Raw genomic sequence first — 15,425 nt, forward strand, 5'->3', positions numbered from 1 at the left:
GGTAGTATCTCATTTCATAATTGTAAATGTCTACCTATTTTCGACATACTTCCACTAAAAACAGCAAAACCGCCTAGCATTGCTAAAAATCAGCAATAACTAGGCGGTTCTTCCGCACAAATAAATTCTACTAACAAGAAAATACCATAATTTAGTATTTTTGTATAGTTAATTTTGATTCTCGTTGGCATTTCGTAAAGCAGAGAGCTCTTCTACACTTAATTCTCTGACTTGACCTAGAGCCAACTCGGGATCTAATCCAAGCGGCCCCATTGACATTCTTTTCAGAAATACTACTTGCTTGCCAACAGCTTGGAACATTCGTTTCACCTGATGGAACTTACCTTCCATAATTGTTAGCTCGATTTCAGATGGTATTCCAGCGGCTTCATTGCCGGTTTGTAAAATCTTCAAATCACCTGGCAACGTCTCATAGCCATCATCTAAGGTTACACCTTGGCTAAAAGCTTCGCGATCCGCATCATTAACTTCCCACTCAACTTTGGCGTAGTAGGTCTTCGGAACGTGCTTGCGAGGTGAGAGAAGGTTATGGGCGAGTTTGCCATCGTTTGTGAGCAAAAGGAAGCCCTCTGTATCCTTGTCCAATCGGCCTACAGGGAACACCTCGAACGGAGCATATTCTTCGTCCAAAAGATCCACGACCGTGCGATCCCGATTATCTTCAGTTGCCGAGACCACCCCTTGAGGTTTGTTCATCATAAGATAAACAAACTCGCGGTAAGTGATAACCCCTCCATTCACGGTAATGATGTCCTTATCGGGATTCACTTGCATACCACTGTCTTTGACCTTCACGCCGTTGACGTAAATTGCGCCTTCTTTGGCGAGGCGCTTAAGTTCAGAACGTGTGCCAACGCCCACATGGGCGAGTATTTTATCGAGTCGTTGTGTTTGTTTCATGACCGTTTAGGTCCACCTCCAGCCGGGCGGATATTCGTTCTTCAGCATCCCGTCGAGCCATTTGCCCCAGCCGACGGGATGGTCATCAATGCAGACCAGGCAGTAGCCTTTGGCTGCCTTGGTCTCTTCCGGATCGCGGAGTATCTCGCTCTCCGCGACTTCGAGCGTCTCGCCCTTCAGGTACCGAAGGGCTCGCTCGTCGCTCGAAGCCAAGCTCAGCGCTCGCTTGGCCTCGCGCAAACGCAGTCCCATGGCTAGCGCATGGGACGGTTCAAATCGGCCGCGGTGCAACGCGCCGATATACCAGCCCGGCCGCACGACTTTCAGTCCGTGCAGCTCGGGCAAGCCCACCGGCGACGCATACGCGTGCTCGCCGTAACAGACAAGCCGCCTCAGGGCGAAAGGCTCGCTGCACAGCAGCTCACCGGAGAACGCCTCCAGCGGCTCCAAGCTCACCCCCGTGCTAGGCGGTGCCTCAGCACGGCCCTTCCCACGTAGCGCTTGACGACCGCTACGCTTCCAAGCTGCCGAAACAAAGTCGGCAGCCCCCGCACTTGGATTTGCTCCTGCGCCTGCACCTGCTCCTGCTCCTGGATCTGCTCCTGCACCTGCCCCAGCACTTCCCCTCGCACTTGCACTCACACTTTCCCCTTCACTTCCCCCACCTACACACCCCAAAACCGCCAAAAAGTGCCCCTCACCCCGCAACTTATGCGGCCACAACCTCGCCGTACCTGCCACAGCATCCTTTGCCATTGAACTATATCCATCAGCCTCGCACCACGGTTCTCTTAACCAATCCGGCCGTCCAGGACTGAATCCCTCAATAGGCACAACATCAAAATCAGGATGTTTGTCCAGAAACTCCGCAATCTGCGCCTCATTCTCCTCTGGTGAGAACGTACAGGTTGAGTACACAATCCTGCCTCCAGGAGCTAGCATCACCGCAGCTTGAGCTAACAATTCCCTCTGCATCGCAGCAAATTCCTGAACAGAATGTCGCTCCCATTGTCCCATCATTTCTTCTTCCTTGCGGAACATTCCTTCACCTGAACAAGGTGCATCAATCAAAATTTTATCAAAATACCCCTGGAATGCAGTCAACATCCGCTCCGGTTTTTCATTCAAAACAACGGCATTTCGCACGCCGAGCAGCTCTAAATTTTTCACCAATGCTTTGACCCGATCTGAATGAATATCGTTAACAACTAACACGCCTTCACCTTGCAGCTTCGCGGCGATTTGCGTCGATTTCCCACCTGGGGCTGCGCACAAATCCAGAATCCGCTCCCCTGGTTTTACCTCTAGCAGTTCTACGGGTGCCATCGCACTCGGCTCTTGGATATAGTAAAGTCCAGCATGGTAATACGGATGCTTACCTGGCCGTTCCCCTTCTTGATAATAAAAACCATCCGTAACCCAAGGTATAGGAGTCAATTGAAATGGACTCTTCTCCAAAAATTCAGAGCACTCCACTTTTACTGTGTTTACTCGTAATCCATAAACTCTTGGTTCCTCATAGGAAGCATAAAACTGCTCAAACTCCTCATTACCCAGTAAATCAATCATTTTCTCCCTAAAAAGGGGTGGTAGCTGCTTCGCCATTCGTCATCTTCACCTTCTATATAAAATCCCATATGATCCGACAATTTGTGTTTCCATGGTACAGTGTAACGGTATTATAGCTGAGTTGTCACGAAACAGCCAATATTTTTACGAAATCCTACAGGATATGCTATACTTTTTATAGAAGATAGTAGAAAGTAAACATTTTAAAGAGGTGCATGCATGAAGAAGTTGCTTATTTATTTAGGCATAGTTGTTATTTTATTCGGTGGTTTATACTTCGTTAATCAGCAATCTACCAAATCTTCGGATAAAGCGAATGCTGGTAATCCCTATGGTGTTGCCGCATCCAAGCTCAATCCAGAGACTGTGAAACAGTTGAACGATCCGAACTACCAGAACTTGATTTTACCTGCAGATTTAGATGCAAGATTGAAGAACAAAGAGACATTCTTCCAGTACTATTATGCGTCAACTTGCCCTCATTGCAAAGTGACAACACCAGTTCTAGTGCCAATACAGAAAGAGCTTAATCTTGATGTTAAGCAATTCAATTTGGAAGAGTTCAAAGATGGATGGAACAAGTACAAGATTGAATCCACACCTACCTTAGTTTATTACAAAAATGGGGTAGAAGTAGATCGCATTGTTGGCGGGGTTCCTGAGGCTGGATCCACAGTCGGCAATACTCCTGAAGTATTCAAATCCTTCTTCCAGAAGTATAAAGGTTAATGCCATTAAATATCGAAACCTACAAAAGGACTTCTTCACCCATTGGTGAGAAGTCCTTTCTTTTCAATTATGATCAATACCTGCCGGTGGATCTAATCTCAAATCATCCAGCAGATATTCAAGCTCTTGATCTAAAATCTTAATATCTAAATCATAGGGAAGAAACGGCTCCTCTTTCAATCTCAACAACTTCCCCAGATAAACCTCGCTATCTTTCACTAATAGACCTAGATCAATCCCTAGCGTATGAACAGGGTAAGGTGCCAACTTGTCTAACCCCGCACTAAACAGTTTAATAGAACCGCTAGGATTTCCGTTCAAATGATGATAAAGGCCTACTGCAATTTGCAGCAGACCTTGATATAGCGGATTTCGGCCTTCTTCCAGCCAAAGCTCCTCCATCACTTCATGACATTCGAAATAATCCCGCTGATCATTAAAATAGTACAGAAAAGCGACATACAATCGGTCATATTCGCTCATGGCTTAGCTATTATCTCCTTTTTTGGCTCGCGAGATGGCAGCCTCGATATCGGCAGATAAATCACTAAGTCCTTCTTCGGTTTCCCAAATCTCATTGAACCGCAATTGGAACTGAGCAGCTTCTCGTACGCGATGGTAGAAATACAGCTCTTGAATATTATTCAGCACACGATTGATTAAATTAGAATTATCTTCAAACATCCTTTGGGAGGCAACTATTTCTCCGCGGATACTCGACATTTCTTGATCCAACTGATAGGCAGCTTCTGCAGCTTTACTTAAACGAGCCCGAACCTCAACTGGCAATTGCTCTTTATATTTATAATTCAAAGAATGCTCAATCGTCGCCCAGAAATTCATGGCTAAAGTTCTGATTTGCACCTCTGCCAAAATTTTCTTCATACCAAGTGCGGTTTGCACGGGATATTCAATAATAATATGAAAACTGCGATATCCGCTTGGCTTTTTATTCGTAATATAATCCTTCTCATAGACAACACTCATATCTTGTCTGCTGCGGATAAGCTCAGCCAGACTTTCCGTATCTTCTACGAATTGGCACATAATACGAATGCCCGCAATATCTTCAATTCCTGATTCTAGCTGGTCCATCGGCACACTCAACCGCTTCGCTTTCTCCAACACACTTGAAATTTTCTTAACGCGTCCCGTTACAAATTCGATCGGTGCGTACTCTTCACGACTTTTGAGTTCGCCACGTAATGTTTTGAACTTTACTTTCAATTCCTCTACCGCTTGTTCATAAGGCAGTAGAAATTTCTTCCAGTCTCGTCCATCCATCCATGTTTCCTCCATTCTGAATGAAGTTAGTGCGAATCTACGCCTATTGCCTGGGAAATATGTGTGAAACCATCTTTCTTTAACAGTTCTTGAAGCCCTTTATTTATACGCCCAAGTAGACCTGGTCCCTCATAAATTAATGCGGTGTATACTTCAATAAGACTTGCTCCAGCTCGGATTTTGTCATACGCATCTTGCGCAGTGAAAATCCCACCAGCCCCAATTATCGGGAGCTTACCATCTGTTAATTGATACACACGTCGAATAACATCTGTTGAGCGCTTCGTTAATGGCAATCCACTTAACCCGCCCGCTTGCTCGCGATTAGCATGTCTTAAGCCTTCTCTGCTCAGCGTGGTATTCGTTGCGATAATCCCAGATACTCCGCTTTCCTTAATGATTTGTACAGTAAGAACAAGCTCATCATCCGTTAGATCTGGCGCTATTTTGACAAGAACCGGTTTCGCGGCACCACCATGCTTCTTATGCTGCACTTGCATTTCATCCCGAACCGTAGACAACAAGCGTTTCAAATCATCGCCATGTTGTAAATTACGCAAATCAGGTGTATTTGGTGAGCTTATGTTAACAACAAAGAAATCTCCATATGTATATAACGCTCCAATGCAAGCACGATAATCCTCTTCGGCCTGCTCGTTTGGCGTTGATTTATTTTTCCCTATGTTTACGGCTACTGGAATCACACGTTTCCCCGTTTTCTCTAGGTTGTGTGCCATCTCAGCTGTACCAACATTGTTGAAACCCATCCGGTTAATAAGTGCTCTATCTTCTGGAAGACGGAACAAACGAGGCTGCTCATTTCCAGGTTGTGGTTTAGGTGTAATCGTACCAACTTCCATAAATCCAAAACCCAATTGTGAAAATCCTTTGACCGCTTTTGCATTTTTATCTAGCCCTGCAGCAAGGCCGACTGGGTTACCGAAGTGTAATCCCCATAGGTCCTGTGTTAGTTGTGGTGATTCCGGGACCCCATACATGGATTTAAGCAACTGCTTGCCCCCAGGTAAATTTCCAACAACACTAAGACTGTCAATCGTTAAATGATGCGCTTTTTCCGGATCCATTCGGAACAAAACAGGTTTGGCTAATTTCTTATACAGCATGTCCTATGCACTCCGTTCTCTCTAAGTACTCTAACAGTCAGTTTAGCTGACAATGTAGAAATATGCAATCCACTTAAGACCTTAAACCTTGTATTCACACAAAAAATCCCCGCTCCACAAAGGTTGCAAGGGAATGCTCTAGCATATTTTTTTTCACCTAAACCTCTGTACGTTGCAGCAAGCGCTCCAAATGCATCGTTAAGTATCCAGTCTCATCGTCAGGCACTTCTAATTGAAGTGAATCACTTAACATTAACGATAAAACCTTTGCCTTCACGTATGTGTCGCCGTATTCTTCTTTAATTTTGGAAAGGAGTGAGTTTTGAAGAGTTTTCTTTGATTTAACCCGTTCAATTACACCTTTTAAATGGGAGATAAAACGAAGTGTGGAGAACGAATCATCGAAATTAAAGCCAAGTTCCTTTGCAGATTCGATCGTTTGAGAGACCACTCTGACAACCGCAAGAGAATCAGATGCTTGCTCTTTCTTACGCGCACTGTTGAAATGCATCGTCAAGAAAGCAACCTCATCCTCAGGTAGTTTCACATCTAGATGTTCATTCAAGAATTCAACAGCTTTCTTAGCAACCTTATATTCCTCAGGGTACATGTATCCAATTTCATAGGCAAATGGATTCGTAATGAAAATTCCACGCTTCTGCCGCTCCACCGCAAAGTTAATATGATCTACGAGTGATGCATGGATCGTTTCAGAGAAATCGCCTTCCAGCATGCTTTGTGCGTAAGCAATCACCTCTTCGGTGATCCCGATGATTTTCACATCGACGGCATTTAGAATTTGTTCGTAGTTTTTCAGTACTTCTGATGTATGTAAAAGGAACTCTTGTGTAATTTCACCTTCACCAATCATCATACCTGGTGTTTTCTTGAATCCAATCCCCTTACCGAATGCAATGGAATTTTTCCCTGAGCTTAAATGCGCCATCACCACGTTATGCGATAGAACATGTATGATCGTCCGATCAATCATAAGACACCTCCGCGTTCTTAGGCTTGTCCTGATTATTTCTCATTTTGTACCTAGCAAAGGTTTAATGCTTTCACGAATTTGTTCTGATTCTGTCCCAAAAACAACGTGAACGTTGCCTTTTCCTAACCGAATGACACCGATGGCACCTAATTCCTTAAGCTCGTTATCTTTTACAAGCACCTCTTCTTTAACGAGAAGGCGCAGTCGTGTAATACAAGCATCAATGGAGATAATGTTAGAAGCTCCGCCAATATGATGGAGAATACGTGTTGGGCGATCTAGCAGAGACGGTTTCTCATCAGCGGCTTCTACCTCAACATATTGCTCAATGTCATCCTTACTTGTAACTTTCATCGGAAAGAAATGGAGATAAGCTCGAAAGGTTATAAAATATAAAATGAAGTACACGGCTCCAATGAGTAATATCCAATATGGATTCGTCGCCAAGTGCCAGTTCAACACGAAATCAATAAAGCCTGCAGAGAAACCAAAACCCATTTTCACTTGAAGCATATTCATAATGAGCATTGAGAAACCTGTTAGAACTGCATGAATCACATAAAGACCAGGGGCTACGAACATAAACGCAAATTCGATTGGCTCTGTAATGCCTGTTAGGAAACTTGTCAGTGCAGCAGTTAACATGACAGGAGCTACAAATTTCCTTGTAGATGAAGAAGTGCTTCTCACAACAGCAAGCGCGGCTGCTGGTAAGCCAAACATAATAACTGGATAAAAACCTGTCATAAACATGCCTGCTGTAGGATCCCCTGCGAAAAAGCGTGAAATATCCCCATGTACCATTTTGCCTGCTGGTGTAACGAAATCCCCTATTTGAAACCAAGCGATATTATTAATGACATGATGCAGACCTGTAGGAATGAGTAAGCGATTCATGATGCCGTAAATGAAAACCCCAATATTTCCGTTATCTACAATCCATAATCCTATTTCACTTATCCCTCGCTGTACCGGAGGCCAAATGAGCCCAACGACTACACCCAGGAAAACCATAACTAGGGATGTCACGAGTGGAACAAACCGTTTTCCCCCGAAGAATCCAAGCGACTTTGGCAATTGAATATGACTAAATCGATTGAAGAATGTAGCAGAAAGCATCCCCACCATCATCCCACCGAGCACACCTGTATCCAATGGCTCTGAGCTGCCTGAAACCATTTGAAAATGCTTAAGGACGTTATCAAAGACCAAATACCCTACCGCAGCCGCTAAAGCAGCAATGCCCTCTCCAGACGTTAATCCAATCGCAATTCCAATTGCGAAAATAAGAGGCAAATTATCAAAAATTGCGCTTCCACCTAGCTCGAAAATTTGAGCCACATGCACAAGGAAAGGATTATTAAAAGACATTTTACCAATTCGAAGAAGAATGGATGCTGCCGGCAGCACCGCAATAGGGATCATTAGCGATCTCCCCATCTTCTGAAATGCATACATTACACTCATCAGATTCACCTATAGCCCACAAGTTTGGCCGTTCCTTGTTTGCTTTTACCTATCCCCATTATAGTAGAAAGAACACCCCCCCGAAAGGATAAATTCCTCTAGGTTAAGGTGTTTTTTCTATGCATTGCCATGTACAGTTATTTTACAGCTCCTGCCGTAATCCCACTTGCAATCTGGCGTTGATATATCATATATACGATCAAAGTCGGTAATGTAGTGATCAGCAATCCGGCAAATAATGGACCCCATTCTACACGATATTGCATCTCCGCTTGCATAACAGCCAAACCAATTGGCAGCGTGTACTTAGTAGGCTCGTTCGTAAGAACAACGCCTAGGAAGTATTCATTCCAGTTATTCAGCATGTTCGTAATCATCACCGTAATCAGACCTGGCTGTGACAATGGTAACATAACCCGGAAGAACGTACCATAGTGAGAAGTTCCATCAATAATCGCAGCTTCTTCAATTTCTTTGGGCAGCGACTTGTAGAACCCAACAAGCAAGAAAATCCCGAATGGCAAGTTGAGTGCCGCGTAGACAAGGATCAGCCCCAGCCAAGTATTAATAAGGTGCAAATCATTCAACAAGAAGAACAACGGGATCAATGCAAGTGCGAACGGAATCATCATGGAAGAGATATAGATCGTAAGAAGAAGTTTGTTCCCTTTAAAATCGTATCTCGCCAGAATATATGCCGTCATCGCTGCAAGGATCATCCCAAGTAGCGTACTTCCTACCGTCACCACAATGGAGTTCAGGAAGTATGTACTGAAATTGTATTTACTCCATACATACGAGAAGTTGGACCAGAGTAATGGAAATTTTGGCAATGCCCATGGGGCATTTAAGAAAAATTGTTCATTATTTTTGAGCGCATCAAGCAATGTCCACACCAGTGGATAGAGCACGGCTACACTCCATATGATCAGAATGATCCAAACTAACATTTTCGCTAATGGATTTTTGATAGCCATACGATGGTTCCCTCCCTCAGTATCTTTGTCTATGATGACTTTAGTGCATTTCGATGGTTTCTTGGCGCATGATACGTTGCAAGATCAGTGTTGTGATAAGTGACACGATCAGAATCATGACTCCAATGGCTGCTCCATAACCGAAATGATACTGTTGAAAAGCCATCCGATACAGATAAGAACCCATAACTTGCGTCGTATTATCGGGCTGCCCGCCATTGGTCATGAGCTGAACAATAACGAAAGATCCGTTGAGTGTAGTAATAACGATGTTAACGATGGAAACCTTAATCTGCTCCCAGATGAGCGGCATGGTGATATGGCGGAATTGCGCCCCTTGACCAGCTCCGTCTATATTAGCTGCCTCATAATAGGAAGCAGGAATATTCACGATTGCAGCAATCATTAGGATCATGTAGAAACCGATACCTGCCCAAATTGTAGGGGGTAGAAGCATCCAGATCGTGTGCTGAGGAAATCCTAGCCAAGTAATATCAACTTTTTTCTCCGTAAAGAGAGACAAGAAAGCATTCAAGAAACCGATTTGCGGATTGTAAATGAAATTCCAAAGTACGCCGATGACAACGACTGAAATGACATTCGGGATAAAGAAAATGGCTCGAAAGAAACCGGAACCCTTCAGGTTAAATCTTGTTAACGCTACGGCGAAGAAAGTCGCCAGAATCATAATCCCAATTACTTTACCAACGACTAGGAAATAGTCATTTCCAATGGCTCTAAGTACAATCGGATCTTTGAAAAGCTCAACGAAGTTATCAAAACCAATAAACTCGCTATTTTCAGACATTCCTGACCAATCATAGAAAGACTTCTGTAATGCCTGTATAACGGGATATATCGTAAATACGCAGAAGAATAGAAAAGTCGGAATGATGAATGAAGCGATGAATAAATTCCTTTTCAGCTTTTTCGCGTTGGTCTTCATTCTATCGTCACCGTCCTATCATTAAAATGGCGGAGAACGCCTTAGGCAGCTTTGCCTTTGAAGTTCTCCGCACTGCTTCATTCAGTTCCTATTTCTTTTGTTTGGCCACAACATCAGATACACGAGTTACCCATTGTTCAGGCGTAATTGTGCCAATTGTCAAAGCTACTGTTGCATCTTGCATAGCCTTATCTACGTCAGCAGCGAAGGAAACAGTTGGTACTACGACTGTGTCAGGGGAAGACAAGAATTTCGCAGCATCCTTAACGAAGTTAGGAGCTTTGGAAGATGAAATGTCACCTTTAACGTTGGAAGGAGCACCACTTAGCTCAGCCCATTGGGAAGCTTGTGTTTTGGAGAATACGAACTGCATGAATGCTTTTGCAGCATCTTTGTTTTTGGCTTTTTTCGCGATACCGAAAGTTGCTGTGGACGTGTTAGCTACAACTTTTCCACCTTTATCTTGTGTGATGGAAGGAATGAATCCGAAGTCAAAGCCGCCTGGAACGTCTTTCGCCATTTCGTTTGGTAACCATAGACCATTCGGAATGAACGCGTCTTTGTGTTGTAGGAACAAGGATTGGGAATCCGTGTGGTTGATTTGTACGGATGCTTTGTCGATGTAGCCTTTATCACGCATTTGAACGATTTTGTTTAGACCTTTAATGATTGCAGGATTTTTCCAAGCCTCAAGATTGTTTGTGGACATATCTTGCAGCAATTTGTAGTCATTGTTGTTCGCAGATACGATCGCTGGAAGCAATACGCCACCGTTGATGTAGTACGGATATTTACCAGTGTGGATGAATGGATTGATGCCAGCACCTTTAATTTTCTCACTTACAGCCAAGAACTCTTCGAAATCTTTTGGCTCAGCCCAACCTTTGTCTTTGAAAAGAGCTTTATCATAGAAAATACCCCATGAGCTCATTACGAAAGGAATGTTGTACGTTTTCCCGTCAAATTGTTGTGGCTTTTGTGCAAGCAAATCGATGATTTTCTCGCCATCTACGTTTTTAGCGTCTTTGATCCAGTCCGTCAAATCTTCCAGTTGTCCGTCTGTAACCATTTGGCGGTCGAACAACTCAGGTCCATCGATGTATACGAAATCAGGTGGGTTACCAGCGATCCAACGGGGTTTCATTTGCTCGTTGATTTTTGGTCCCGCACTTTCTTTAATTTTCAAATCAGGGTTTTTCGCTTGGAAATCAGCAATAACTTTTTTCCACCATTTGTCGCCGTATCCGCCAACAAAGTATTGGATTTCAAAATCACCAGTAAGTTTAGTTGAAGCTGCTGCAGTAGGAGCTGCGGAAGCTGCGGTTGTTGGAGCCACAGATGCTGCTGGTTTTGTTGTTTCTGCCGGCGTGGATTTACCGCAACCTGCAGCTACGAGTGCCATTGACGTTGCCAAACCAATTGTTGACCATTTTTTCATGTTCATGTGATCATCTTCTCCCTTTTTTAATTCATCTAATTATTTATTGGTGAAGCGTGTACCCGATAGTTAAAATTTCGTCTTAGTTTGCACGATCAACCCCTTTCATGATTCATAATTGGCAAAATAAAAAGGGCATAGTTATAGAAGAAGACTTACATTTCTTCTAATAACTAATGCCCTTGCGGTAACATGTTATTAAAACTGACATATTCAATTGTTTTAGGTGTTTCGTGTGATTAAATCTTACAATAAAATGACATGAACGTCAATACACTTTTTAAAAGAATTCATTCATTTTTAATTGTTCATTGAAAGCGCATTCTTATGATATGATAGAATCATCTCGTTTAATCCTAATGGAAAAGGTGATTCTTATGGCCAAACGCAAACCAGTAACCGCTTCGCGCAGACAGAAAAACGAAGTTAATATGAAAGCGATTTACTGGACAGGATCGATTTTCTTAGTTGTTATAGTGCTAATGACTTTACTGCTCATTTTGAACAAATGATTTCATTAAAGTGATTGAAAACTTCACATTTTGAATTGTAATCGCTTTCTGAAAGATTGTCAAGAAGAAAACTTGCAGCAACTACATACTAAAATTTATTGCGTGTTAACCCAAAAAGGAGAGGCAAGTTTCAAACTTGCACCTCCTTTTTTCAATCCAACCATTTATATACCTTACCTGGATTATTATCCTTCGTCTCCAAAGGCAAACTGATCGCTTGCTGAGGTATTCCACCACCAGCGCCCATTCCTTCACCAGCTTCAGAAAGAGGTAACACACCCTTCCCAATCGTTACTTTCGTTTGCCCAGGAACCATGTTATACAGTTCTTCCACATCCTGCTGCAGCATACGAATACACCCATGAGACTCATCCTTGCCTATGCTCGTTGGTTTATTCGTCCCATGTATGGCATAAAGCGTATTAGACAACGTCATCCCGCGGCTCCCGAACTCGCCATTCGATCGCCCATTCGGGTTTCTTACTTTTTCACTAATTATAAACTCACCTTGCGGCGTCTTCACTCCACCAAGACCTACAGGATAACGCCTCAGGATGAAATCCCCACTCACGACTGCCAGCTGATGCTGTTCGGTATCAATGATAATCTTTAATGGCTCCGCAAACGGCTCTGACGAGGCAACAGGCTGCGAACTGCTCGCTGCCAATCCCTTCTCATTCGATAGCGGAGAGTGTTCCCCCGTAGCGCTCCCTCCTGTTAGAACAGGTGCCTGAGTTGCTTTCACACTCGCGAGCTCAGCCACTTTTTGTAGGGCAACAGGAAAAGACTCCTTCATTTGCGGTGTAAGTCCTGGCAGTAGATTATCTGGATACGGCTTCGTTAATTGTTGTGGTTTATCTGGTAAACCACCCGTCTTATTTTGATAGGCCTTAATCGCACTTTGCAAAATAATGGCTTCTTCACGATCGTGCATCCAAGCCTGAATGACGGGCACTAGCTTTGAGTTGTCTACTACCTGGCAAGAGCAAATTTGTGCCTGATAATACTTTAACACCGCTTGATTTCCACCCGTTGCTGTATGTTCCACGCTAAGCAAGGGACTAACAGATCGATACCACTCTTTCCAATGTCCATCTTTACTAGAGGGCGCATCCATAATCACAGATTCTCCCGTCCCTCTAACAGGGGGTTGTAAAATCTGTTGCAGCTTCTTCCCCCAATCCCCATCAGAGAAATACAACTTTAATTCCGGATTATCCACCTGAATGTCTGCTAGTGTTGCAACCGCGCTACCCGCTTGAGTTTGCTCTGTTACATCGACCACACGCTCCATCCCATCCGATTTAGCTAGATCCATCCCCGCCGGCAGCGCAAGTAAAACGAACATGACAAGATATGGCAGCCATTTCCGCCTACCACGTGATTGGGCTTGACGATCTCCAGCTGCTGCTCCTTCTTTGATTAGCTTCGATGCCGTCAAATTGGGAGGTAACGGCTCTTCCAACACTATTTTTTGCTGTTCGAAAGCTTCATATATTTCTCCAGCCTGTGCAAAGCAGTATGCCGCTTTACCAGCTTTCCCTTGAGCCGTATACTCCCTGCCTAGTAAATACCATGCCATTTTATGATCCGGATGCTCTTTGACATATTTTTTGAGATATTGCGTATCTTCGATCGGATTATGTTGGAAGAATTTCGTCAATTGATCGTTTCGATTATTCGACTTCAAGCTTTCATGCCTCCAGTCCACTTTCCACTATTCTCCGTTTTTATCGGCAATCGAGGCACAAAGCTGAAGTCCAAATGAGAAAAAGGCTTGGTCAGGGAATCTCCCTTTCCAAACCTTTTCTAACTACAAGTCTATTTCACAAATGTTTTCACACGTAAAATGGCCGTTTGGACCGCTGCTTGCCACTGCACATCCAATCCAATCTGTTCAGCAAAGAAGCGAATTGGCACATAAGTACGATCTTGCTTCACATAAGGAGCAACATCTGTATCTATTTTCAAATTTGGCAGACCAGTTTGCTTACGAGTGATCCCCGTTTCGCCAATGGTTAACTCAACCGTCAACTCACCTTTGGAGAGCTGTACAATTGATTTTCCAGCCCGTTCAGCATAAGTCACCTTATACCCAAACGTTTCACTAATCGCACGAACTGGCACCATGGTGCGCCCATCTTGAATTTCAGGTTGAGCATCAAAGGAAATGAGCTTGTTACCACTAACTACCTTCACTTGTCCATCATTCGAAACAGTCTCTGGCAATTGATAGGGTGTAATCTTACGAATTTTGTTATTGGATGCATCCGCTACAACCACATTACCTTGTGTTGTTACAAGTACATCGGAAGGATTATAGAAAGCTGCAGATTGCTCAACGCCGTCCGCTTCCCCCGTTTGAGGCGTACCAGTTACCGTAGTAACTTGTCCATTCAACAGATATCGAACCGAATGATTCAAGCTATCCGCGATGAGAAGCCCTCCCTCCGAGGTCACAGACAGACCCTTCGGGAAGTCAAACTTCGCTTTCAAAGCTTCACCATCTGCATAATCACCAGCTGCATATAACTCATTCTTCCCATAGATCGTCGAAGCACCCACTGTTGGCGTAGATCCAGCGACTGTCGAGACATTTCCTGATGCAAAATCAACATAACGGATCCGCTGGTTCCCTGTATCGCTAACATAGAGATTCCCTTTGCCATCCAACGCAAGTCCAGAAGGCTCATTAAAAGTCGCCGTAGAAAGGCTTCCGTCGTGATATTCTCCCGCAAAGGATGCTTCGCCTGGACGAACCTGAATCACACGTGTGACAGGCGCAGAGAGCGTCGTAACGCGACCATCTGCTGCGATTTTACGAATGGCATGATTAAGTGAGTCCGCCACATATACGATACCGTCAGCACTAATAGCAATATCACTCGGGTGATTGAAAGTAGCTTCCGAACCCTTACCGTCTTTATTTCCTGGCACGCCATTCCCTGCAACTGTGGAGACAATCCCATTAACATCTATTTTACGAATGGCATGATTGCCGGCATCTGCCACATAGACATTGCCTTTAGCATCAAGCGCTAGTCCTGTCGGTTCATTAAAGAAAGCTTCCGAAGCTTTCCCGTCAAGAAGACCTCCAGTTGGGAAGCCTTGTGCACTTTTCGTAACAGCAAGTGCAGGACCAGCAAAAGTGGAGACTTGGCCATCCTTCACTTTACGAATCACATGGTTGCGTGTATCCGCGATGAGCAAGCTGCCATCTGGAAGTTGCAGCACGCTGCTAGGGGCACGAAATGCCGCTTGCAGCGCATCCCCATCACGATCTTCAAAATCGCCGATGCCTGCAAGGGTCGATATATCCGATAGAATCTGACCTTCGCTAGATTTCAACGCATCAGTACTTAAACCAGCCGCCCAAGCCGATGAGCCGCCAAGCAAAGTAGCAACGATTATACTTGAAACAAATATCTGTTGTAATGGTTTCATGGGGATCTCCTTTTTTATCTAGC

General features: G+C 44.0%; 14 protein-coding genes. 2 read left to right on the forward strand and 12 right to left on the reverse strand.

Features of this window, described 5'->3' with window-relative positions:
* Positions 1-168: 168 nt before the first annotated feature.
* Entirely contained in the window at positions 169-921 is a 753-nt protein-coding gene (locus ASL11_RS16125; RefSeq protein ID WP_056616212.1) for a pseudouridine synthase, read from the reverse strand.
* Positions 922-927: 6 nt separating this feature from the next.
* The gene (locus ASL11_RS16130) at positions 928-2,526 is read right to left on the reverse strand and encodes an RsmB/NOP family class I SAM-dependent RNA methyltransferase (protein ID WP_056616216.1); all 1,599 of its coding nucleotides are present in this window, start codon (positions 2,524-2,526) and stop codon (positions 928-930) included.
* Positions 2,527-2,709: 183 nt separating this feature from the next.
* Between ASL11_RS16130 and ASL11_RS16135 the strand changes: the two genes are divergently transcribed.
* On the forward strand, positions 2,710-3,219 hold the full coding sequence (locus ASL11_RS16135) for a thioredoxin family protein (RefSeq protein ID WP_056616221.1): 510 nt from the start codon (positions 2,710-2,712) through the stop codon (positions 3,217-3,219).
* A gap of 63 nt (positions 3,220-3,282) precedes the next feature.
* On the opposite strand, the gene ASL11_RS16140 is transcribed toward ASL11_RS16135, so the two are convergent.
* The 8 genes from ASL11_RS16140 to ASL11_RS16175 all read right to left on the reverse strand — a co-directional run bounded on the left by ASL11_RS16140 (position 3,283) and on the right by ASL11_RS16175 (position 11,452).
* The gene (locus ASL11_RS16140; protein WP_056616226.1) at positions 3,283-3,702 is read right to left on the reverse strand and encodes a DUF309 domain-containing protein; all 420 of its coding nucleotides are present in this window, start codon (positions 3,700-3,702) and stop codon (positions 3,283-3,285) included.
* A 3-nt stretch (positions 3,703-3,705) separates the two neighbouring features.
* Positions 3,706-4,503, reverse strand: coding sequence for a GTP pyrophosphokinase (locus ASL11_RS16145; RefSeq protein WP_056616229.1), 798 nt, complete (start codon positions 4,501-4,503; stop codon positions 3,706-3,708).
* A gap of 26 nt (positions 4,504-4,529) precedes the next feature.
* Entirely contained in the window at positions 4,530-5,627 is a 1,098-nt protein-coding gene (locus ASL11_RS16150; protein ID WP_056616232.1) for a quinone-dependent dihydroorotate dehydrogenase, read from the reverse strand.
* A gap of 157 nt (positions 5,628-5,784) precedes the next feature.
* Positions 5,785-6,618: a PRD domain-containing protein gene (locus tag ASL11_RS16155; RefSeq protein WP_056616235.1), complete on the reverse strand. Its 834-nt coding sequence runs from the start codon at positions 6,616-6,618 to the stop codon at positions 5,785-5,787.
* A gap of 39 nt (positions 6,619-6,657) precedes the next feature.
* Positions 6,658-8,076 (reverse strand): PTS transporter subunit EIIC, encoded by a 1,419-nt coding sequence (locus tag ASL11_RS16160; RefSeq protein WP_056617146.1) that lies wholly within the window; start codon positions 8,074-8,076, stop codon positions 6,658-6,660.
* A 146-nt stretch (positions 8,077-8,222) separates the two neighbouring features.
* Positions 8,223-9,062, reverse strand: coding sequence for a carbohydrate ABC transporter permease (locus ASL11_RS16165; RefSeq protein ID WP_056616238.1), 840 nt, complete (start codon positions 9,060-9,062; stop codon positions 8,223-8,225).
* 40 nt (positions 9,063-9,102) lie between these two features.
* Positions 9,103-10,008: a carbohydrate ABC transporter permease gene (locus ASL11_RS16170; protein ID WP_056616242.1), complete on the reverse strand. Its 906-nt coding sequence runs from the start codon at positions 10,006-10,008 to the stop codon at positions 9,103-9,105.
* A gap of 88 nt (positions 10,009-10,096) precedes the next feature.
* Positions 10,097-11,452 carry an ABC transporter substrate-binding protein gene (locus ASL11_RS16175; protein WP_056616246.1) on the reverse strand — a complete coding sequence of 452 codons (1,356 nt, stop codon included), beginning with the start codon at positions 11,450-11,452 and terminating at the stop codon, positions 10,097-10,099.
* Positions 11,453-11,823: 371 nt separating this feature from the next.
* Between ASL11_RS16175 and ASL11_RS37865 the strand changes: the two genes are divergently transcribed.
* On the forward strand, positions 11,824-11,958 hold the full coding sequence (locus ASL11_RS37865; protein WP_268796201.1) for a hypothetical protein: 135 nt from the start codon (positions 11,824-11,826) through the stop codon (positions 11,956-11,958).
* Positions 11,959-12,109: 151 nt separating this feature from the next.
* Here ASL11_RS37865 and ASL11_RS16180 read toward each other — a convergent pair whose 3' ends face one another.
* Both ASL11_RS16180 and ASL11_RS16185 read right to left on the reverse strand, forming a co-directional pair.
* Positions 12,110-13,648, reverse strand: a complete 1,539-nt coding sequence (locus ASL11_RS16180; protein ID WP_056616249.1) for a L,D-transpeptidase family protein — start codon at positions 13,646-13,648, stop codon at positions 12,110-12,112.
* Positions 13,649-13,779: 131 nt separating this feature from the next.
* A complete protein-coding gene (locus tag ASL11_RS16185; protein WP_056616252.1) occupies positions 13,780-15,402 on the reverse strand; it encodes an NHL domain-containing protein in 1,623 nt (540 codons plus the stop codon).
* Positions 15,403-15,425 lie beyond the last annotated feature (23 nt).

It is taken from the genome of Paenibacillus sp. Soil750 (genome assembly GCF_001428045.1).
Classification (GTDB): Bacteria; Bacillota; Bacilli; order Paenibacillales; family NBRC-103111; genus Paenibacillus_E; species Paenibacillus_E allorhizoplanae.